Raw genomic sequence first — 18,867 nt, forward strand, 5'->3', positions numbered from 1 at the left:
CACCCGTTCCCATACCGAACACGGAAGTTAAGCTTCTCAGCGCCGATGGTAGTTGGGGCACGCGCCCCTGTGAGAGTAGGACGTTGCCAGGCTAAGCCCCTGTTGGGGCTATTATTTTGTCTATATTTTTAAAGTGGGCCCCTTGGTCAAGCGGTTAAGACACCGCCCTTTCACGGCGGTAACACGGGTTCGAATCCCGTAGGGGTCACCAAAGTTTTTTCGTGAATATGGAGGATTAGCTCAGCTGGGAGAGCATCTGCCTTACAAGCAGAGGGTCGGCGGTTCGATCCCGTCATCCTCCACCATAATTTTTTCACAAAGCGAAAATTATTTTCATTATGCGCCCGTAGCTCAATTGGATAGAGCGTCTGACTACGGATCAGAAGGTTATGGGTTCGACTCCTTTCGGGCGCGCCATTTTAAAACGGGAAGTAGCTCAGCTTGGTAGAGCACTTGGTTTGGGACCAAGGGGTCGCAGGTTCGAATCCTGTCTTCCCGACCAGTCGCAGTTTGTAAAATATATATTTTTGGCGGTGTAGCTCAGCTGGCTAGAGCGTACGGTTCATACCCGTAAGGTCGGGGGTTCGATCCCCTCCGCCGCTACCATATATTTACGGAGGAATACCCAAGTCCGGCTGAAGGGATCGGTCTTGAAAACCGACAGGCGGGTTAAACCGCGCGGGGGTTCGAATCCCTCTTCCTCCGCCATTTTATCTTAAATATTTTACCGTCGCGGGTTGTATCAATCGAGCTGCTGCTTGAATAAGCTTTCTGAGATTGATACAGTCATGCATCTAAGAGCATGAACAAAATAATATATTTTTACCGTCGCGGGGTGGAGCAGTCCGGTAGCTCGTCGGGCTCATAACCCGAAGGTCGCAGGTTCAAATCCTGTCCCCGCAATATGGTCTGGTAGTTCAGTTGGTTAGAATGCCTGCCTGTCACGCAGGAGGTCGCGGGTTCGAGTCCCGTCCAGACCGCCACATTTTTTTCTAGCAGTTCCCCTGCTATTAATAGATAGATTTTGGCGATTGTGGCGAAGTGGTTAACGCATCGGATTGTGGTTCCGACATTCGTGGGTTCGATTCCCATCAGTCGCCCCATTACATTCATAATATTGGGCTATAGCCAAGCGGTAAGGCATCGCACTTTGACTGCGACATGCGTTGGTTCGAATCCAGCTAGCCCAGCATTCTTTAATACTACAGTGCGGGTGTAGTTTAGTGGTAAAACCTCAGCCTTCCAAGCTGATGTTGTGAGTTCGATTCTCATCACCCGCTCCATATGGGCCTATAGCTCAGCTGGTTAGAGCGCACGCCTGATAAGCGTGAGGTCGATGGTTCGAGTCCATTTAGGCCCATAATTAATACATAAGTAAGAGCGATTGCAAATAAAGTAATCGCTCTTTGTGTTTTATGAAGTTCCTCATGTTATTCTTCAATTTGCCCCAGTTCCCTAAAAGACGTGTCCGCAACCCGTTCCACTTGAAATTCCCCATCCACATAGCTGACAACAGTTACGCTGCAATTATCATGGTGAAGATATTTTTCGCTATTGGTTAATTGCATTAAATAATTACCGATGGTTACGCCATGTGAGAATACAAGTATATTTCCGCCTTCAAGCTCATGATTTTTAAGAATTTCGTCAATCGCTAAACAAGTCCGTGAATAGAGCTGTGAATAGGACTCCCCTTCAGGTGCCGCCAGATTAAAATCAGTAAGACTAAATAAAGTCTCAAGTATATTCCCGTATCGAGCGGTAATTTCGGATCTCAATAAGGATTCAAGGGCACCAAAGTTCATTTCTTTAAGGCGTGCATCAGTCGATAGCGGTATTTTTCGGTCTCTTAATGCATGAGTGGCCGTATCAATCACCCGCTGGCTCTCACTGCAATAGGCTGCCTTGAATTCAATATCCGCTAAACCTTTTCCTACTGCCCGGGCTTGTGCGATTCCTTTTTCAGTAAGCGGGGAATCAGCAAATCCCTGCAATCGTCGTTCCACATTAAATTGAGTTTCTCCATGACGGACAAAATATAGAGTTACTTTTGGGGATTTAGTCACCCAGATCACCTGCCTTTCTAGATATAATAGAATTCTACCACGAAATATGGTGGTGTCAGATACCTTTTGAAGGATATTCCAGTTTTAAGCAGAATAATAGTACCTATCTGAAAAATTGAGGTGAAATACGTGAAGGTAGATGCATCAACCTTATATTTAATTGACCAAAAAGATGGCTTAGGCCTAGAGTTTAGCAAATTAGTTTCGATGATGAATTATACAAGAGAAACAACGATTCAAGCCGTAAAGGATTTAACAATAGAGGAACTAGACTTTCTTTATGATGAGGAAGCCAATTCTATCGGGATGCTGCTGGGACATATGGCCGCCGTAGAAAAAGCTTACCAGATTGAGACCTTTGAAAATCGGGATCTAACCGATGAGGAGTTTAGCCGCTTACAGGCTGGGCTGGATTTAGGGAGCCTAGGCCAGGAACATTTTAAAGGGAAAACAATCGAAGAGTATCTTCAGGTATTGTCCGATGTTAGAAACATAACCATTGAAAAGTTTAAAACACTTCCTGATGAATGGCTTTATGAGCAAACCCCTTTTTGGTATGACCGCCCAGCCAACAATTTTTTCAAATGGTTTCACGTGTTCGAGGACGAATTAAGTCACAGAGGTCAAATTCGCATTATCAGAAAAATGATCAACAAGCCTAAAAAATAAAAGGGGACCATCATTGATTAGATGGTCCTCTGAGAAAATTTCAGGCAAATTTATGGATTGGAAGCTCAATAATAAATTCTGTGCCCATCCCGTCACTGCTGGCCTGCATCGTTCCTTTTTGGTTTTCCACGATTTTTTGAGACACTGGTAAGCCCAAACCGGTTCCATAATCTTTAGTGGAAAAGAACGGTTCGAAAATATGGGCTAAGATGGAAGGGGGAATTCCTTTCCCATTATCCCTAAAAATAAAATGGATATGTTCATGAATTACTCTAGTGGAGATTTTAATTTTTAAAGGAGTTTCCCTTTTGGCCTGTACGGAGTTTTGAAATAAATTAATAAATACCTGCAATAACTCTTCACGATTACATAAGATGGTAAGTTTTTTCGCATCAGGAGCAATCTCAATATCCAATCCAACACCGTATAATAACGATTCACTTTTAAGAAACTTCAAAAGGTAATCGATTAAGAAATGTTGAACTTCAATGAGCTCAAACTCTTTAATCGAAGGCTTCGTGATACTCAAGAAATCTGTAATAATTTTGTTGGCCCGATCAATTTCTGGGATTAGCAAATTAGAAAATAGCTCGGAGGTACTTGCGTCAACTTCTTTTTCAAGAAATTGCAGGTAGCCCCTGACGGTGGTCAGTGGATTCCGTATTTCATGGGCGATACCAGCGGCAATTCGACCAGCAAGTGCTTGCTTTTCAGCTTCTTTCATCTTTTCTTCAAATAAATGCCTGTCCGTGATGTCCCGAAATTGACCAAATCCTCCAATTAATCTTTCTTCCTCATAAATTGGCTGCGCGTCAAATAAACAAACGATGTCATTACCAACCTTGTTTGTAAATGTAAGCACTTCGTTTTCATATTTTGCTCCATACTCAATGACCCGTCGAAAATATTCTCCAATCAAAACGGAATCATATATGCTTTTTCCAATTACCGTATTGCTGCTTTGGTTAAAGATTTGCTGAGCAAAATCATTAAACTCTATTGTAGTTCCTTTTTCATCAGTTACGATGATGCCATTTCTAGTCCTGCTTATCATAATTTGGTTTAAGATATTAAGCTTTCTATTTTGTTTTCTAAGCAGCAATTCCCTTTCAATAGAATCAACTACCTGGGATAACATCGATAGTAATAAAGGATTTTGAAAAGCAATCGGCACCATAATGCTTACACTGCCCAATAAATGATCTTCATCGGTGTAATGAATCGGTGCACCATAACAAGCTATTTCATATAGAAACTTATGATAATGGTCTTTGCCTATTAAGGATATAGGGTGCCTTTGTTGTAAGACTAAGCTAATGACATTTGTCCCCGTATCTTCCTGAGTGAAAAGGCTTCCTATCTTAATACCAAATTCATCGACAGTAGATTTGATAGTTTCATCGCCAGCCATATGTAACAAGTATCCGTTTGAATCAGAAACACTGATTAAAATAGGAGTTCCTTTTAATGAATCTAAAAGTTTAATTGAAAAATAACTTACAACTTCCAAGATCTCACTATAGGCTTTCTTTTTTATAAAAAGCTTTTCTTTTGTCAAAAATCTTTGTGGACCTGCTATATCGTTAGGGTCCATTCCGAGTTCTTTACAAAAATTCTTCGATTGAGTTATATAGTACGGTTCTGTTTCGCCCATCTTCTGTCACTCCAAAGTAGTCAAAAATACTATACTCCTAGTTTAAATACTAATTTGATAATGTTCTATAGGATTTAACAAAAAACATCCAATAATAATTAATTGGACTCAGGATTCGTATTCAAAGCAAGGTACTTTTTCCCTCTTTGTGGATAGATTCCTTCTGTTTGGAACCAGCTCCAAACTAATTCCCCGCGTCTTTTGCCTATCATACCACTCATAATAATACCTGTTTCAATTAATTTGTTTGGCAGCCCTTTTATGTAATAAGTCCGATTAGTATCGAACTCAGTCAAGACAACTGTATCCTCGATCCTGCTGGTTACTTCAAATAGACTATCAAGTTTATCAGAACATTGGTTAAATTTCTGATGCACCTTCTCAATATCTTGCTCGCGATTCCAATCACGATGATGAATTCGAGGGAAGTCGTATAAAAAGAGGGCATTTAGCAGCCCCTCGCAGATTGTAAGTTCAGAGCTGGCCTCTTGGGCAAATTTTTCGACTACGGAATACCAAGAGGTACCTGTCCTGCGATCAAGCCATCTGACAAATTTCTTTAATTGGAATAGGAAGGTTTCTACTTCTTTTTCGTTTGGGGTAATTTTCATGGAATGTGGAAAAAAGGTGAAGATCAATTCTTCCCAAAACGCGGACTGACATTGCTGCCAAGAGGGCGGACAGTTATCCTCTAAGCAATTGGCCATAAATTTTGAAATGACACGGAGAAATTCGTTGCGGTTTTGGTCGGAGGGTTTTTCACGTTTGTAAGCAATGAAATCCTTTCCGTAATAAAGCAGAAGACCTCGGTGCCTCATATCAAATTCAGAGCTTATGGCTAAATTCATTAAAAATTCCTGTCGTTCCTTTGGATTGGCAAATTCGTGTGTAAAGGCTGTTACCTGCAGATTATTGCCACTAAAAAAATCTTTAGTTGTGCCGCTTTTTTTCATAAAACCAATCAACCTACTTTCTAAATTTTTTCAAAAATACAAGCGAGGCTTAGGTGGAGACCTAATGAGGTGACACTCGTATTATATCGTTAATTAGAAATAGGAAGTGTTGCATTACTTGAATTTTTTGTGAATTAAATAAATATTCATTTTGGAAGCCATCCAGCAATTTCAAATATGGTAAGGAGAATCTCAATAACAATAAGAATTACGACGATCCATTCAACAAAAAGACCGCGGATGGAATGGGAGATGGTAGAAAAGCCATCCATGATGTTATACAGAATTTCTGTTTTGCTTTTTAAGATTTTATAGCGGTCGTTCAATTCAAAGAAATCACCCATTTTGTCATAAAATTCGCTGGCACTGCTGCTAGACCAGGTAATATCGGGCTTATCAAGAATCATGATATAGGCAAGGGTATTATATTCATGACGGACGATTTTCGCGGTCGTTCTTGCCAGTTCCTTGTTCCCGATTCTCAGCCTGCCTTTTTCCAATCTGTCAATCATCGTCTCAAGCTTATCATGGATTTTTCCGAGTTGTTCTTCTGTTTTCTCAAGTGCCACCGATTTTGCAAGGACAGTTGATATCAATTCTGGATAAAATTCTTCATACTCAGGTACCACCACATATTCATCGGTTAATTCGATGTTTTCGGTTTCTTGGATGTGAAGACTGTAATCGTCTGTGTATCTATCTGCATGTACAATTTCAAAATCTGGCTCAAAGGAATGGATGTAAGAAAATAAATCTTTCATCTCAATTGCGTCAGTATGATTAATGAAGACGATGCTGCCAAAAGAAAAAATGAGCACCATTTGTGATTCATCCACATCTTTCTTCAGTATCGTTTTTAAAATATCGCCTTTTAAGATTAGGGGTTCTTCCCAGGTGAACTTTTTCGGAATGCCGCAATGAATGGCGATTTTGTTCAAATCAATTTCATTCGTGATTCCAAAGGCTTTAAAGGTAATTTCTCTCATTTTTTTCACTCTCTTCATTGAATTAGTCTTATTTCGAGTTTATTCCTTTTCATTAAAAACATACTGAGCCATAGTTAATGTTTTTAATTGTTATGATTACTAAACACTAAATGAAAAATTTTTCTCCAATTTTTCTACTGAATATGACATTTATCATGTCCCGTACATGACACCTGCTACTAACAAGTCCATTTTCCTTTCGATATACTTGATATAACGACACATTAAAGAAGGGGATTCCAATCCTATGACCTTACAAGACACTAAAAATTTAAAAAAACAAGTTGCTCCCTTTGAAAAATCAACAACAAGAGAAAGTGTTTGGCAGATTATTAACACGGTCGCACCGTTTATGATCTTATGGTATCTTGCCTACATCAGCCTGTCTGTTTCTTATTGGTTAGCATTAGTACCATGTGTGATAGCTGCAGGATTTCTGACAAGAATTTTCATTATTTTCCATGACTGCACCCATTATTCCTTTTTTAAAAGCCGCCGTGCCAATAGAATATTGGGGACTGCGATGGGGGTATTAACGTTATTCCCGTTTGGTAAATGGGGCCACGAGCATTCCGTTCATCACGCAACAAGCGGTAATTTGGATAAGCGCGGTACAGGTGATATCTGGACCCTTACAGTGGATGAATATTTAGCATCGCCACTTAAACTTCGTTTAGCCTATCGTTTTTATCGAAATCCTTTTGTCATGTTTGTATTAGGGCCGATTTATGTTTTCCTTCTTAAAAATAGATTTAACCGTAAAGGTGCTAAAAACAAGGAACGCATGAACACCTATTTAACGAATTTACTGATTGCAGCTGTAATAGGATTGCTGATCTGGGCAATCGGCTGGCAAGCATTCCTTTTAGTGGAAGGTTCCATTTTCATGATTTCAGGTGCCGCAGGCATTTGGCTGTTCTACGTACAGCATACTTTTGAAGATTCTTATTTTGAGGAAGATAAAGAGTGGGAGTATGTAAAAGCGGCTGTAGAGGGAAGTTCATTCTATAAACTTCCAAAAGTTTTACAATGGCTTACCGGTAATATTGGATTTCACCATGTTCACCACTTAAGCCCAAGAGTGCCGAACTATAAACTGGAAGAGGCACACAACAACACGCTGCCATTACAAAATGTACCAACGATTTCTCTTGCAACCAGTTTAAAGTCACTCCGATTCCGTTTATGGGATGAGGAGAAAAAGAATTTTGTAAGCTTTAAAGATGTTCGAACGGTTGCGAAAAAAAGAATTTCTATTCAAGCTAAACCTGAACTTTAACTACACCATATGGCTGACTCCCCTGCATTTATGGGGAGTTTCTGCTTAATTGCACTGCCCGAATAGGAGAGAACGTAGATGATTCGAATTGTCATTGCCGAGGATCAGGAACTGCTGTTAGGAGCAATAGGTTCCCTGCTGAATATGGAAGATGATATGCAAGTGGTCGGGCAGGCCGGTAATGGAGAAGAGGCCGTTGCTCTTGTGCACCAATTACAGCCGGATGTTTGTATCATGGATATAGAAATGCCTAAAATGAGCGGGCTAGCAGCAGCGGAAGCGTTAAAGTCAGTAGAATGTAAAGTCATCATTTTAACAACCTTTGCAAGGAATGGCTATTTTGAGCGGGCTCTAAAGGCGGATGCAAAGGGGTACTTATTGAAGGATGGTCCAAGCGAGGAGTTAGCCTGCTCGATTCGCAGCATCATGGCTGGAAATACAATCTACAGCCCGGACCTTATGGACGAAGGTTCCATGGATACGGAACAGGAAAAAGAATTGTTGGAAAAGACCGTTGCCGAACCAATCATTACTAACACGTCCCGAAACAAATTAGGAATGGTCAGAAATTATTTTTCAACAATCTTAGATAAAATGAAGCTGCCAACCGGTTAGCAAAGATAATATATGAGCGAACAGTGCCTATCACTGTTCGCTTTTTTTGTTAAGTATAAGTTAAGGTTGGCACATGATAATAGGCCTATCAAATACAAAGCTTCCATGAAGAATGGCCGTAGCTCGAACGTGGGTGAAAGGAGCAGGATAAGTGAAAAAGTGGATTTGGATCATAGTAAGTGTTTTGGTAATTGGATTTGTAGGGTACCAATTGTTTCAATCAAAATCAAGCAACAGTGAAGTAACGACACAAACAAGGACCGCCGTCGTACAAAAAGGAAAGTTAGAAGTGAAAATCGGCGGCTCAGGTACGGTAGAGCCAGTTACAAGCGAGGATATAAAATCAACAATTGATAATAACGAAATAGAGGAAGTACTGGTTTCGGCCGGTGAGGAAGTGAAAGAGGGGGATGAACTGATTACCTTCACAGATGATACTGATCCTATCACGGCACCAGCCGATGGTGTGGTAACAACAGTTTCAACAGCTGCTGGAGAGCGTGTCGCAAATGGACAGGCAGTGGCGCATTTGACCAATTACAAGGACTTACAAACAGTTGTCCAGGTGGATGAACTGGACATACCGAAGATTAAAGAGGATCAAACAGTCAGCTTATCGGTGAGTGCCTACCCAGATAAAACCTATACAGGGAAAGTGACTGGGGTAGCCGAAGAAGGGACCTCAGCAAACGGGTCATCTACTTTTGATGTAACCATCCATATTGATCAGCCTGACAATCTAAAGGTTGGCATGAGTACGGAAGCAAGCATTCTAACGAATAGCAAGGAAAATGCACTTTATGTACCCGTGGATGCCGTTCATACAAATAATAATGAAAAATATGTCCTTATTGCTTCAGCCGACACAAATACAGATACCGCTGCTGGCACGAACGTTCAAAAAACCGTTAAAACAGGGATTGCTACAGATGAATATGTGGAAATAACGGATGGAGTAAGCGAAGGGGATAATATTCTCTTACCGCAGGTTGCTGCCAGCAGTTCCTCTAATAATCAAGGCGGGATGATGCAAGGCATGGGAGGAATGACCGGAGGAGGAATGCCTCCAAATGGCGGCGGAATGGGTGCACCAAGCGGAAATGGAAAGAGCGGTAATTAATATTAGTTTCTATAAATTAATGGCTGTATTAAAAGCCGTTGTTGATTTTTTCCACTGTTGATTGGAGCTCAAATCAACAACCAAGTTAAACAGCGCCAAATTAATTAAAACGAGGAGAACGATGATGAAAAAAACGAGAAAAGCACATTTATGGATTGGGTTAATTTGTTCTACCTTTATTTTCATGGAATCTATTACAGGTTTGTTAATGAATGAGCCGTGGCTTATCGGACAATCCCAAACGGAAAGAATGGGGAATTTCCAACCAGGGCAAATGAACCAAGGCCAATTGCCAAGAGCGGGATCAGACTCAAGCCAAGCAGCTGGTCAACCACAAGGACAGACGAACGGACAAAACCAAACCAATAACCAGACTAATAACCAGACCAATACCCAGACTAATACCCAGACCAATACCCAGACCCAAGACCAAACAAGAGTTAATACAAACGGCCAGTTTCCAGGCCAAGGCGGTCCAAGAGGAGAGAATTCCCAAGGTTCCTTCATGAGTATCATTAAAGGTCTGCACGAAGGAAGAATTGGAACAACCAATATTAAATGGTTAATCGATCTGACCGCAATTGCGATGATTTTCTTAACAGGTTCAGGAATTTACCTATCGTTAAAAGTACTTGGGGTTAACAAGAAACGGAAAAATAGAAGAATCGAAAACGAAGTTGCTTAGGGTGCCCAGCGCTTGTAGCAACAGAAAATATTGAGGCATCTTCTGAAAAAGAAGATGCCTTTACTCATTAAACTAATTCTGCCAGTTCATATTCAATTCATATATGTTTTGTATAATCCCACTTATAATGAGTTGAAAGGATGTAACTATATATGACAAAAGGAAAGAAGCAAAAAGGATGGCGCCAATTTATTAGCCTGGTGCAGCAAACAAAGCCGCCTAAACTTTTAATTTGCATCGCATTACTATTAAGTGTAAGTACAACTTTAGTGGGACTGTTGGTTCCGCTTTTTACCAAAAGTCTGATTAATGACTTTTCGATTAGTGCATTAAGCACAGGGAGAATCCTTCTCCTTGTTGGTGCTCTTTCCGTTCAAGCTATTGCGAGTGGAATATCCATTTACCTATTAAGCCATATCGGTCAATCCGTTGTTGCGGGAATTCGAGATCGATTATGGAAGAAGCTCCTTGTTCTGCCGATCCATTTTTATGATGAACATCAATCAGGAGATACCGTTAGCCGAATGACAAATGATACGGCAGTGGTCAAGGGATTGATAACAGAGCATCTTTCCGGTTTCTTGACAGGCATCATTTCCATCATTGGTTCACTCGTGGTTTTGCTGATTTTGGATTGGAAAATGACATTGTTAATGTTTATTGCGATTCCACTTTCGGCATTGATTTTAGTGGTATTAGGGAAAAAAATGCATCAGGTATCAAAAGGGATGCAGGACGAAACGGCACGATTTACTTCAGTCCTTCAGCAAGTGTTATCTGAAATACGTCTCGTCAAAGCATCGAATGCGGAACCATTTGAGTATAAGAATGGAAAAACAGGGATTACCCAATTGTTTCAATATGGCTTAAAAGAGGCAAAGATTCAAGCCTTAATCACTCCGCTCATTGGCCTTGTAGTCATGATATTACTTGTTGTCATTCTAGGCTATGGCGGCATGAGAGTTTCTTCAGGAGCTCTAACAGCTGGCGACTTAGTCGCATTCATTATGTATCTTTTCCAGATCGTTATGCCAATGGGGCAAATTGCCGGTTTTATTACTCAATTTAATAAATCAACTGGTGCAACTGAACGGATAATCGCCATCATGGATTCGCTTGAGGAAAAGGACAATGCTGATCATCCTGTTCAAAACGTGCATCAAACGATAACAGTGGATCATTTGAATTTTTCTTATAAAAATGGGGAAGAGGTGCTTAGGGATGTAAGTTTTTCCGTTGAAGCAGGAAAGGTGACAGCGATTGTCGGTCCTAGCGGCAGTGGGAAAACAACGCTTTTTTCATTACTAGAGCGTTTTTACCAACCGCAGAGCGGTGATATGCGTCTAGGCGAACAATCGATTAACGATTTTTCTTTGCAATCATGGCGGAGTCAAGTTGGCTATGTTTCACAGGAAAGCCCTATTATATCAGGTACCATTCGTGATAATATCTGTTACGGCATCGAAAAAACGGTTGAGGATGCGGACTTGCATCGTGTGGCCAAAATGGCCTATGCGGATCAATTTATATCTGAGCTCCCGAATGGCTATGATACTGAGGTTGGGGAAAGAGGAATGAAATTATCCGGTGGTCAAAGACAGCGAATTGCAATTGCACGTGCCTTTTTAAGGGATCCGAAAATTTTAATGTTAGATGAAGCAACCTCCAGTCTTGATAGCAAATCGGAAATGGTTGTCCAGCAGGCATTACAAAATTTGATGAAGGGTCGAACCACCCTCATTATTGCTCATCGTTTATCCACTGTAATTGATTCAGACCAAATTATCTTTTTAGAAAAGGGGAAAATGACAGGAGGCGGTACACATGAACATTTATTACAAACTCACTCCCTGTATCGCGAATTTGCAGAGCAGCAATTACGTTTGAAAGAAATTGTTTAAAAGGAATGGGAAGCAATGGCGAAATTATTAATTGTCGATGATGATAGCTATATTCGCGAACTCGTTCTCCTTTTTTTAAAAAAGGAGGGGTTCGAGCTTTATGAGGCCTCAGATGGACGGAAGGCATTAAACATAATGGAAAAAGTGAAGTTGGACCTTGTCATCATCGATATCATGATGCCGAACATGAACGGCTGGGAGTTATGCCGCGAGCTTAGGGAGTTCAGCGATCTTCCAATCTTAATGTTAACCGCCAAAGGGGAAACCGCACAAAAAGTTAAGGGATTTGAACTTGGGGCAGACGATTATCTTGTGAAGCCGTTTGACCCGATTGAGTTAGTGGCGAGGGTCAAAGCTTTGCTAAAAAGGTATAACATTATTTCTTCCCAAACCATTGAGATAAGGGGATTTAAGTTAAATCGAAAAACACATGAAATTGCTTTTAAAGAGCAGGACTACACCATTCCGTTGAAGGAATTCGAGCTATTGTTCAAATTGGCGAGTTATCCTGGAAAGACGTTTTCTAGAGAAGACTTCATTGAAGACATTTGGGGATACGATTATGAAGGGGACGATCGCACGGTTGATGTTCATATTAAGCGGCTGCGCGAGAGGTTTTCAGAGGAAGAATTCCCCTTCAAGATTAAGACGATACGTGGATTAGGATACCGGCTCGAGGTAAAACCATAAGGGGCAAAAAGTTTTTTCGGCATGTATTTGGTTTTTGCATGTTTATTGTAATGATTATCGTTAGTTTTTCAGTGTTTTACCTTCTTGCAGCCTATCTTTTCCTAAAGGGGCTATTGTTGTTGAAAGTAAAGAGGGTAGGGGTAGCACTTTTACTCTAACCCTTCCGCGATAGTACTAAAAAGATGCCTCATCTCTCGCTGCAATGAATGAACAGCAGGATCAGGCATCTTTTTTATAGGATGTTTATTTTTGTAAACCAATAATGATTAAGCTTCGACAGTGCAGACTTTGACCGTCCATTGGAAGGGATCTTCTTTTTTTCCAAGCTGTATTCCGGTAATTTCATCATAGATGTCCTGGGATAACTGGCCGATTTGATGTTCATTGATGACGATGGTATGACCATTCCAATTTAATTCGCCGACAGGAGAAATGACGGCTGCCGTTCCTGCACCAAAGACTTCTTCCAATTCACCGCGCTCATGGGCGGCATAAACCTCTTCAATTGAAATTTTCGCTTCGCGCACTGGCACCTTCCAATATTTTAGAAGTTGAATAACGGAATCCCGAGTTACACCAGGTAAAATGCTGCCATTTAATTTTGGGGTAACAACTTCACCATTAATTTTGAAGAAAATATTCATGCTGCCAACTTCTTCAACATATTTATTCTCTTTCGCATCCAGCCAAAGAATTTGGGCAAACCCATTAGCATCGGCCTTTTCTTGTGCTTTCAGGCTGGCGGCATAATTTCCTGCGGTCTTTACATGGCCGACTCCACCTATGACAGCTCGGACATACTGCTCTTCGACATAGATTTTCACAGGGCTTAATTGGTCGCCATAATAGGCTCCAGATGGCGAGAGAATGACGAGCAATTGATACTGGCGGGCAGGGCGGACTCCAAGATAGGCCTCCGTTGCGATAATAAACGGGCGAATGTAAAGGGATTGTCCTTCACCTTCCGGTATCCAATCTTTTTCTGTGAAAATTAATTGTTTAATCGCCTTTAATAAAAAATCTTCATCAATTTGAGGAATGCATAAACGATCACAGGATTCGTTCAAACGGCTCATGTTTTTTTCCGGACGGAAGAGCTGGATGGTACCATCTGCTGTTTTATAAGCCTTCATTCCTTCAAAGATGGCTTGTCCATAATGAAAAACCATTGCTGCCGGATCAAGTGTTAATGGAGCGTAAGGTATGATTCGCGGATCGTGCCAGCCGAGTTCGGCATGATAATCCATCACAAACATGTAATCGCTGTAATACTTCCCGAAACCAAGTGATGCGGAATCAGGCTTTACCTTTAATTCTTCTCTTTGAAAAAATGCAATTTCTTGTTTCATAAACACACCTCTATCCATTCTCTTTTTTACAATTTTTATTATACACCAATGAAATTTAAAGCGTGTCCGAGACACCCTAAAGGAATTTCATTTTCGCAAATTTGGAACAGATTTCATTTTCCAGCCTCTTTATAATGGCCTCAAGGGGGAAAAGAAAATGAATTTATTTTTCAAAAAAGATCCGTATAAAGTTTACATTTATACATGTTTCTTATCACAATTATTTTTTACTTTTATCTTTACCATGAATTTGTTATATCAAGTAGAAATTGTAAAGCTCGACCCGCTGCAGTTAGTTTTAGTCGGTACCGTTTTGGAGGCATCGGTTTTTCTGTTTGAAATTCCGACGGGTATTGTTTCAGATTTGAAGAGCCGGAAGCTTTCGATTATAATCGGTTATTTCTTAATCGGAACTGGTTTTATCTTAGAAGGAATGTTTCCGTATTTTATCATGGTGATTGCATCGCAAATTGTTTGGGGAATTGGATATACCTTTACCAGCGGTGCCCAGCAAGCTTGGATTGCTGATGAAATAGGGGAGGGGCGGGCCGCCGACGCATTTATAAAAGGAGCAAATGCCGGCAATCTTGGAAAAATAATCGCGATCCCGTTAAGTATGTTTGCAGGTTACTTTATGATTAATCTGCCTATCGTCCTGGGCGGCTTTGGTATGATGGGGCTTTCCGTTTTATTATTTTTCTTCATGAAAGAGGAACATTTTAAGCCAGCGGATCGCTCAGAAAGAGTTTCCACATGGAAAAACATCAAGGATAATATGAATCAAATCATAGTGTTTTCGAAAAGAAGTTCCCTTATGAGAATCCTTTTTCTCATTGCATTGTTTTTTGGATTTTATAGCGAAGGCTTTGATCGGCTATGGATCTCTCATATTTTAGAGGAGAGTGGACTAGAAGATTTAACCGAAGGAAAGTTAGTATTTTTTATAGGCGGCATTCAGTTTATCGTCGTGATCTTTTCGTTTGCAGCCCTTCATTTTATAAGTAAAAGCTCTATTTATCAAAAACTCACATCGATTTATGCTGCCCTATTTGCAGGAAGCATCCTGATTGTCAGCTCCTTAGTAGGGTTTGCTTTATCAAGTTATCTCATTGTTTTGTTAATCTTTTATATCATTATCCAAGTAGCTAGATATGTGATGCACCCGCTCGAGGATATTTGGCTAAATCAAATGATCCCGGATTCCTCGACAAGAGCCACTTTCTTTTCCGTTAAAGGTCAGGTAGATGCCATCGGCCAAATAAGCGGAGGTCCGGTGATTGGTCTGATTGCCGTGAACTTTACGATGAAAACAGCTATTCTAGCATGTGCATTCCTATTGACTCCTGTCCTAGTTCTATATAGAAAAATATTGGAAAAATAAGAGAGTGATGCTTGGTCACTCTCTTTCTTTAATAGGAATATGGATCTCCATATATATTTTTTCATAATCCCAGTAATGGCAATGTTCATCATAATATTCAAAGTCAAAAGCAGCTTCATCCACTTCATAAGCTGAATGCGGCAGCCAATCCTCCAAAATATAAAGCCATGTCCCTTTAATGGCGGAAACGAACTGGTCCACACCAACAAGAGGAGTTTTAAAGATGGCATATGTTGCCGATGGAATTTCCAGATGGGTAAGCTCGTCCGGAAGTGAACGATCTCCATCCAAATCAACCGCAAATAAGTAGGTGAAGCGATCCCCATATTCTGTACTGCCTAAATTGATACAATATTCTCCATGTTTTTGGGGAGCTAATAGTTGATATAGCATTCTTTCCGTAGAACCATCTGTCAGTCCCTTCTGATCCCAAAAAGCCGGCAGATCTCTGGTATATGAAACGTTTTCGATAATACATTCAAATGGTTTGCCAGCAACAGAAAAGGCTGGTTTGACAATAATTTTCGGCTGCATCACAATGCCGCCAATATTTTTCTGTTGAAGACTCATCAAGTCTAACTTTTGCGGCAGCGACCTTGGGCAATGCAGTTTATATAAACTTGGCGGGCTGCCAAAACATTTCTTAAAGGCTTTGGTAAAACCAGAATGGGTTTCAAACCCATAGTCCATGGCGATTTGGATGATTTTTTTGCCATGGACCAGTTCATGCAAGGCATACTGGAGTTTTCTTTTTAAAACATAATCCATGACGGTATAGCCAATATGCTTTTGAAAAATCCGATAAAAGTGGAAGGGGGAGTAACCGGCCATTTCTGCTAGTTTTATAGGATCAATTTCATCTTTAATATGCTCTTCAATATAATCAATCACTCGCTGTAGGATCGTTAATGGTTGAATAAGAATCACCTCATGTTTCATCATTAACGATTCTTTTCAATTTGTAAATATTAAAAAAAGCTGTCCCAGACGGCGTCTCAGGATCAGCTTTTTAAATACCTAATTCATCAGGCTGGTACATGGAATTTTACTCGTCCTCCTCATAAGCTTCTGTGGTCGTATCCCTGCACTCCCAGCATTCAGCACGATTTCTCTCCATAATCGACAGTTCCATTCCACAAGAAATGCAATATTCCATACTTATTTGCCCCTTTCCAGTGAAATTGTTTTTTAACATATGTGATATATATTCAATGAGGTGAAATAATATTTCTCCCTAAGCTTGTCAAATGAACAATTCATCACCACTTAGTAATAATTAAAAATGGACATCTTCAGAATCTAAAGGTGTCCATTTCGATTTTACTTAATTGATGAAGAGGAATTCGTTAAGCTTCTTAACACTTTTTTGTAATGCTTTATCGTGTTTATCTTTCCTATAAAGCTATTCTTAATTTTGAAGTCAGAGGAAATAAACATTATAGCAAGGTTAGGAAAAAATTTTTTTGTTCGAAATCGGAGATCCTTCCAAAAGACTAAATATCCGTTCTTTCTAACAACAACAAATGGATAAGCGAATGTTGTACCGGAGAGAAAGTCCGAAACAGACTGGTTGTTTGTACTATCTGAAACCAATGCTGGAAAATCGATTTTTTTGGAAAGAGTATGTTCAATAGCAAGGCTATTATCTGAATATACACCAAATAAGAAATCTGCATCTGTTTCAATGATAATATTCCATTTAAATGGAGCTAAACAGGGAATTAACTTGATCCGTTCTGCCCTAATAAAGTGTTCTTGTAAGTGTTTTTTTGTTGCTGCTGTTGAAAAAGATCTTAAGGCCAGATATAAAAAAATAAATACATATATGATTAAGAAGGTTATTCCTGCCTGATAAAAAAAGAGTAAACCGAACCCTAGAAAATGAAGCAATAAAATCGAAGGGTCCATTAAAGGAATCGCATCAAAGGCGATCCATTTTCGGGAAAAAGGCATCAAAACTTGCGTTCCGTGCATATTGAATAAATCAAAAAGAACATGGAGAATCACCGCTAAAAATGTCCATAAAAATAAATGGAGAAATCCTGTGCCAGCAAAGAAGGGATATAGCGGGCCTGAAACAATGATGCCCCATAAAGGAATCGCAGGAAGTGAATGTGACAGACCTCTGTGATTTCTGAAATAGCTTCCCTTTCCCTTCAAGCGATAGAGAATGTCAAAATCCGGTGCATTAGAACCGATAACTGCACCTAAAACGACTGCTTGTGTTAAGAGAGGATTTTCGGCAACTACAGGGTCCATTTGAGCCAGAGCCCCAATACCTAAGCCCATCACAATATGAGAAAACGTATCCACTTGACCACTCCCTAAGTTTGTTGATTGTTTACACCTTCTCAAATTAATAATTAAGCGTATTTTGGTATCTTAGGTTCCTCGACAACGATCCTATAATGCCAAATTAATTGAGCAAAGATCTTCTCCCAGCTTTGTGCCAGTGCATAATTTCTGCCCTCTATCCCAAATTGACTTCGTAGATTATCATTTTCTAATAGCTTCAAAATGGCGTTAACAAACTCCGCTTCATTGCCCGTTTCACACAAATAGCCTGTTACCCCTGACTTAATAATATTTTTTACACCACCGGAATTGGCGGTAATAACGGGTGTACCACTTGCCAGTGCTTCAATGACGACATTTCCAAAGGTTTCAGTAGGAGAAGGAAATACAAATAAGTCTGATGCCGAGTAGATTTCCGCTAATCGTTCTCCTGTTAAATATCCTGTAAATGTCATGTTAGAAGGTGCATCTTTTTCAAGTTCTTCCCTTAGTGGACCATCTCCGACAACGTACCATTGAATTTGTTCATGCATCTCTGTTGGCAGAGCTTTAGCAACAGCTAGAAGTGTTTTCACATCTTTTTCTGGTGCTATTCGGCCTATATAGGTAAGAAGATACTTTTTTGTGATTCCCAGTTCCTCACGAATAGTCTGTTTTTCGTAATAAGGGTGAAAAAGCTGGCAATCCACACCGCCTGGCCAAATTTCTAATTTTGAAAATCCATGACGTTTTAGCTGCGTTAACGTTTCATTAGAAGGGACGAATAATTTTTTAAAGGGTTTATGGAACCATTTCATGTATTTCCAAACGAATTTTGAAAGAAATTGAAGGTCATAGAATCGTAAGTAATAATCAAAGTCGGTGTGGTAGGAACCGACAAGTGGAATATTGAGTTTTTTGGCAAGGTAGACACCGCAAAGTCCCATGTTAAATGGTGTAGCAACATGGATGATATCGGGTGAAAAATCTTCTAATTCAGTTTTGATGCGAAAGAGGTTGGGAAATGCAAGACGGCACTCCGGATATAAGAAAAAAGAGAAGCTTTTAAAGCGGCGAATATGAGCAGAAATATATTCGTTTGAACGAGAATCCGGTGCAAAGACTTTGTAGGTAATGTTTTGTTCATCTAAATAGTTGGTAAAATGTTTCAGCGTCCGCGCAACCCCATTGATGTCTGGATGGAAGGTATCAGTGAAAATGGCAATTCTCATAACCATACTCCCC

The 18,867-nt window shown here is 40.1% G+C and carries 16 protein-coding genes, 12 tRNA genes and 1 rRNA gene; 21 read left to right on the top strand and 8 right to left on the bottom strand.

Annotated elements, in window-relative coordinates:
- From rrf to PH210_RS29315, 13 genes are all read left to right on the top strand, one after another.
- Nucleotides 1–92 (top strand): 5S ribosomal RNA (gene rrf, locus PH210_RS29255); the annotation flags it as partial.
- Nucleotides 93–136: 44 nt separating this feature from the next.
- Nucleotides 137–211, top strand: a tRNA-Glu gene (locus PH210_RS29260).
- Between the two features lie 18 nt (nt 212–229).
- A tRNA-Val gene (locus PH210_RS29265) sits at nt 230–305 on the top strand.
- Between the two features lie 35 nt (nt 306–340).
- Nucleotides 341–417: transfer RNA gene (locus PH210_RS29270), tRNA-Arg, on the top strand.
- An 8-nt stretch (nt 418–425) separates the two neighbouring features.
- Nucleotides 426–502, top strand: a tRNA-Pro gene (locus PH210_RS29275).
- 27 nt (nt 503–529) lie between these two features.
- Nucleotides 530–606, top strand: a tRNA-Met gene (locus PH210_RS29280).
- Nucleotides 607–615: 9 nt separating this feature from the next.
- Nucleotides 616–708: transfer RNA gene (locus PH210_RS29285), tRNA-Ser, on the top strand.
- Between the two features lie 121 nt (nt 709–829).
- Nucleotides 830–903: transfer RNA gene (locus PH210_RS29290), tRNA-Met, on the top strand.
- A 3-nt stretch (nt 904–906) separates the two neighbouring features.
- Nucleotides 907–983 (top strand) — tRNA-Asp (locus PH210_RS29295).
- Between the two features lie 44 nt (nt 984–1,027).
- Nucleotides 1,028–1,103, top strand: a tRNA-His gene (locus PH210_RS29300).
- Between the two features lie 15 nt (nt 1,104–1,118).
- Nucleotides 1,119–1,190, top strand: a tRNA-Gln gene (locus PH210_RS29305).
- 19 nt (nt 1,191–1,209) lie between these two features.
- Nucleotides 1,210–1,283 (top strand) — tRNA-Gly (locus PH210_RS29310).
- Between the two features lie 3 nt (nt 1,284–1,286).
- A tRNA-Ile gene (locus PH210_RS29315) sits at nt 1,287–1,360 on the top strand.
- A 70-nt stretch (nt 1,361–1,430) separates the two neighbouring features.
- On the opposite strand, the gene PH210_RS29320 is transcribed toward PH210_RS29315, so the two are convergent.
- Entirely contained in the window at nt 1,431–2,066 is a 636-nt protein-coding gene (locus PH210_RS29320) for a histidine phosphatase family protein (RefSeq protein WP_289990220.1), read from the bottom strand.
- Nucleotides 2,067–2,273: 207 nt separating this feature from the next.
- Here PH210_RS29320 and PH210_RS29325 point away from each other — a divergent pair, with 207 nt between their 5' ends.
- Nucleotides 2,274–2,735 carry a DinB family protein gene (locus PH210_RS29325; protein ID WP_289990266.1) on the top strand — a complete coding sequence of 154 codons (462 nt, stop codon included), beginning with the start codon at nt 2,274–2,276 and terminating at the stop codon, nt 2,733–2,735.
- A 40-nt stretch (nt 2,736–2,775) separates the two neighbouring features.
- On the opposite strand, the gene PH210_RS29330 is transcribed toward PH210_RS29325, so the two are convergent.
- The 3 genes from PH210_RS29330 to PH210_RS29340 all read right to left on the bottom strand — a co-directional run bounded on the left by PH210_RS29330 (nt 2,776) and on the right by PH210_RS29340 (nt 6,328).
- The gene (locus tag PH210_RS29330) at nt 2,776–4,389 is read right to left on the bottom strand and encodes an ATP-binding protein (RefSeq protein ID WP_289990222.1); all 1,614 of its coding nucleotides are present in this window, start codon (nt 4,387–4,389) and stop codon (nt 2,776–2,778) included.
- A 98-nt stretch (nt 4,390–4,487) separates the two neighbouring features.
- A complete protein-coding gene (locus tag PH210_RS29335; protein ID WP_289990225.1) occupies nt 4,488–5,342 on the bottom strand; it encodes a hypothetical protein in 855 nt (284 codons plus the stop codon).
- A 146-nt stretch (nt 5,343–5,488) separates the two neighbouring features.
- Nucleotides 5,489–6,328 (bottom strand): RMD1 family protein, encoded by an 840-nt coding sequence (locus PH210_RS29340; RefSeq protein WP_289990226.1) that lies wholly within the window; start codon nt 6,326–6,328, stop codon nt 5,489–5,491.
- Nucleotides 6,329–6,575: 247 nt separating this feature from the next.
- Here PH210_RS29340 and desA point away from each other — a divergent pair, with 247 nt between their 5' ends.
- The 6 genes from desA to PH210_RS29370 all read left to right on the top strand — a co-directional run bounded on the left by desA (nt 6,576) and on the right by PH210_RS29370 (nt 12,618).
- Nucleotides 6,576–7,607, top strand: a complete 1,032-nt coding sequence (desA, locus tag PH210_RS29345; RefSeq protein WP_289990229.1) for a Delta(5) desaturase DesA — start codon at nt 6,576–6,578, stop codon at nt 7,605–7,607.
- Nucleotides 7,608–7,685: 78 nt separating this feature from the next.
- A complete protein-coding gene (locus tag PH210_RS29350; protein WP_289990232.1) occupies nt 7,686–8,222 on the top strand; it encodes a response regulator in 537 nt (178 codons plus the stop codon).
- 151 nt (nt 8,223–8,373) lie between these two features.
- Nucleotides 8,374–9,342: an efflux RND transporter periplasmic adaptor subunit gene (locus PH210_RS29355; RefSeq protein WP_289990233.1), complete on the top strand. Its 969-nt coding sequence runs from the start codon at nt 8,374–8,376 to the stop codon at nt 9,340–9,342.
- Between the two features lie 124 nt (nt 9,343–9,466).
- Entirely contained in the window at nt 9,467–10,027 is a 561-nt protein-coding gene (locus PH210_RS29360; RefSeq protein WP_289990235.1) for a PepSY-associated TM helix domain-containing protein, read from the top strand.
- Nucleotides 10,028–10,179: 152 nt separating this feature from the next.
- Entirely contained in the window at nt 10,180–11,928 is a 1,749-nt protein-coding gene (locus PH210_RS29365) for an ABC transporter ATP-binding protein (protein WP_289990238.1), read from the top strand.
- A gap of 15 nt (nt 11,929–11,943) precedes the next feature.
- Nucleotides 11,944–12,618 (top strand): response regulator transcription factor, encoded by a 675-nt coding sequence (locus tag PH210_RS29370; protein WP_289990242.1) that lies wholly within the window; start codon nt 11,944–11,946, stop codon nt 12,616–12,618.
- A 266-nt stretch (nt 12,619–12,884) separates the two neighbouring features.
- Here the strand turns inward: PH210_RS29370 and PH210_RS29375 are convergent, their stop codons facing one another.
- Nucleotides 12,885–13,967 (bottom strand): branched-chain amino acid aminotransferase, encoded by a 1,083-nt coding sequence (locus PH210_RS29375; RefSeq protein ID WP_289990243.1) that lies wholly within the window; start codon nt 13,965–13,967, stop codon nt 12,885–12,887.
- Nucleotides 13,968–14,124: 157 nt separating this feature from the next.
- Here PH210_RS29375 and PH210_RS29380 point away from each other — a divergent pair, with 157 nt between their 5' ends.
- Nucleotides 14,125–15,348 carry an MFS transporter gene (locus PH210_RS29380; protein ID WP_289990245.1) on the top strand — a complete coding sequence of 408 codons (1,224 nt, stop codon included), beginning with the start codon at nt 14,125–14,127 and terminating at the stop codon, nt 15,346–15,348.
- Nucleotides 15,349–15,363: 15 nt separating this feature from the next.
- Here PH210_RS29380 and PH210_RS29385 read toward each other — a convergent pair whose 3' ends face one another.
- From PH210_RS29385 to PH210_RS29395, 3 genes are all read right to left on the bottom strand, one after another.
- Entirely contained in the window at nt 15,364–16,290 is a 927-nt protein-coding gene (locus PH210_RS29385) for an AraC family transcriptional regulator (RefSeq protein WP_289990246.1), read from the bottom strand.
- Between the two features lie 378 nt (nt 16,291–16,668).
- A complete protein-coding gene (locus tag PH210_RS29390; protein ID WP_289990249.1) occupies nt 16,669–17,661 on the bottom strand; it encodes a metal-dependent hydrolase in 993 nt (330 codons plus the stop codon).
- Between the two features lie 50 nt (nt 17,662–17,711).
- Nucleotides 17,712–18,854 carry a glycosyltransferase family 4 protein gene (locus PH210_RS29395; RefSeq protein WP_289990251.1) on the bottom strand — a complete coding sequence of 381 codons (1,143 nt, stop codon included), beginning with the start codon at nt 18,852–18,854 and terminating at the stop codon, nt 17,712–17,714.
- Nucleotides 18,855–18,867: the final 13 nt, after the last annotated feature.

Origin of the sequence: Paenibacillus sp. BSR1-1, assembly GCF_030403775.1 — a bacterium.
In the GTDB taxonomy this organism is placed as follows: domain Bacteria; phylum Bacillota; class Bacilli; order Bacillales; family Cytobacillaceae; genus Neobacillus.

Bases quoted from the DNA above. Each gene is read 5' to 3' on its own strand.
- PH210_RS29325 (WP_289990266.1), top strand. From the start codon at position 2,274: ATGATGAATTATACAAGAGAAACAACGATTCAAGCCGTAAAGGATTTA.
- PH210_RS29330 (WP_289990222.1), bottom strand. From the start codon at position 4,389: ATGGGCGAAACAGAACCGTACTATATAACTCAATCGAAGAATTTTTGT.
- PH210_RS29335 (WP_289990225.1), bottom strand. From the start codon at position 5,342: ATGAAAAAAAGCGGCACAACTAAAGATTTTTTTAGTGGCAATAATCTG.
- PH210_RS29340 (WP_289990226.1), bottom strand. From the start codon at position 6,328: ATGAGAGAAATTACCTTTAAAGCCTTTGGAATCACGAATGAAATTGAT.
- desA (WP_289990229.1), top strand. From the start codon at position 6,576: ATGACCTTACAAGACACTAAAAATTTAAAAAAACAAGTTGCTCCCTTT.
- PH210_RS29350 (WP_289990232.1), top strand. From the start codon at position 7,686: ATGATTCGAATTGTCATTGCCGAGGATCAGGAACTGCTGTTAGGAGCA.
- PH210_RS29360 (WP_289990235.1), top strand. From the start codon at position 9,467: ATGAAAAAAACGAGAAAAGCACATTTATGGATTGGGTTAATTTGTTCT.
- PH210_RS29365 (WP_289990238.1), top strand. From the start codon at position 10,180: ATGACAAAAGGAAAGAAGCAAAAAGGATGGCGCCAATTTATTAGCCTG.
- PH210_RS29370 (WP_289990242.1), top strand. From the start codon at position 11,944: ATGGCGAAATTATTAATTGTCGATGATGATAGCTATATTCGCGAACTC.
- PH210_RS29375 (WP_289990243.1), bottom strand. From the start codon at position 13,967: ATGAAACAAGAAATTGCATTTTTTCAAAGAGAAGAATTAAAGGTAAAG.
- PH210_RS29380 (WP_289990245.1), top strand. From the start codon at position 14,125: ATGAATTTATTTTTCAAAAAAGATCCGTATAAAGTTTACATTTATACA.
- PH210_RS29385 (WP_289990246.1), bottom strand. From the start codon at position 16,290: ATGATGAAACATGAGGTGATTCTTATTCAACCATTAACGATCCTACAG.
- PH210_RS29395 (WP_289990251.1), bottom strand. From the start codon at position 18,854: ATGAGAATTGCCATTTTCACTGATACCTTCCATCCAGACATCAATGGG.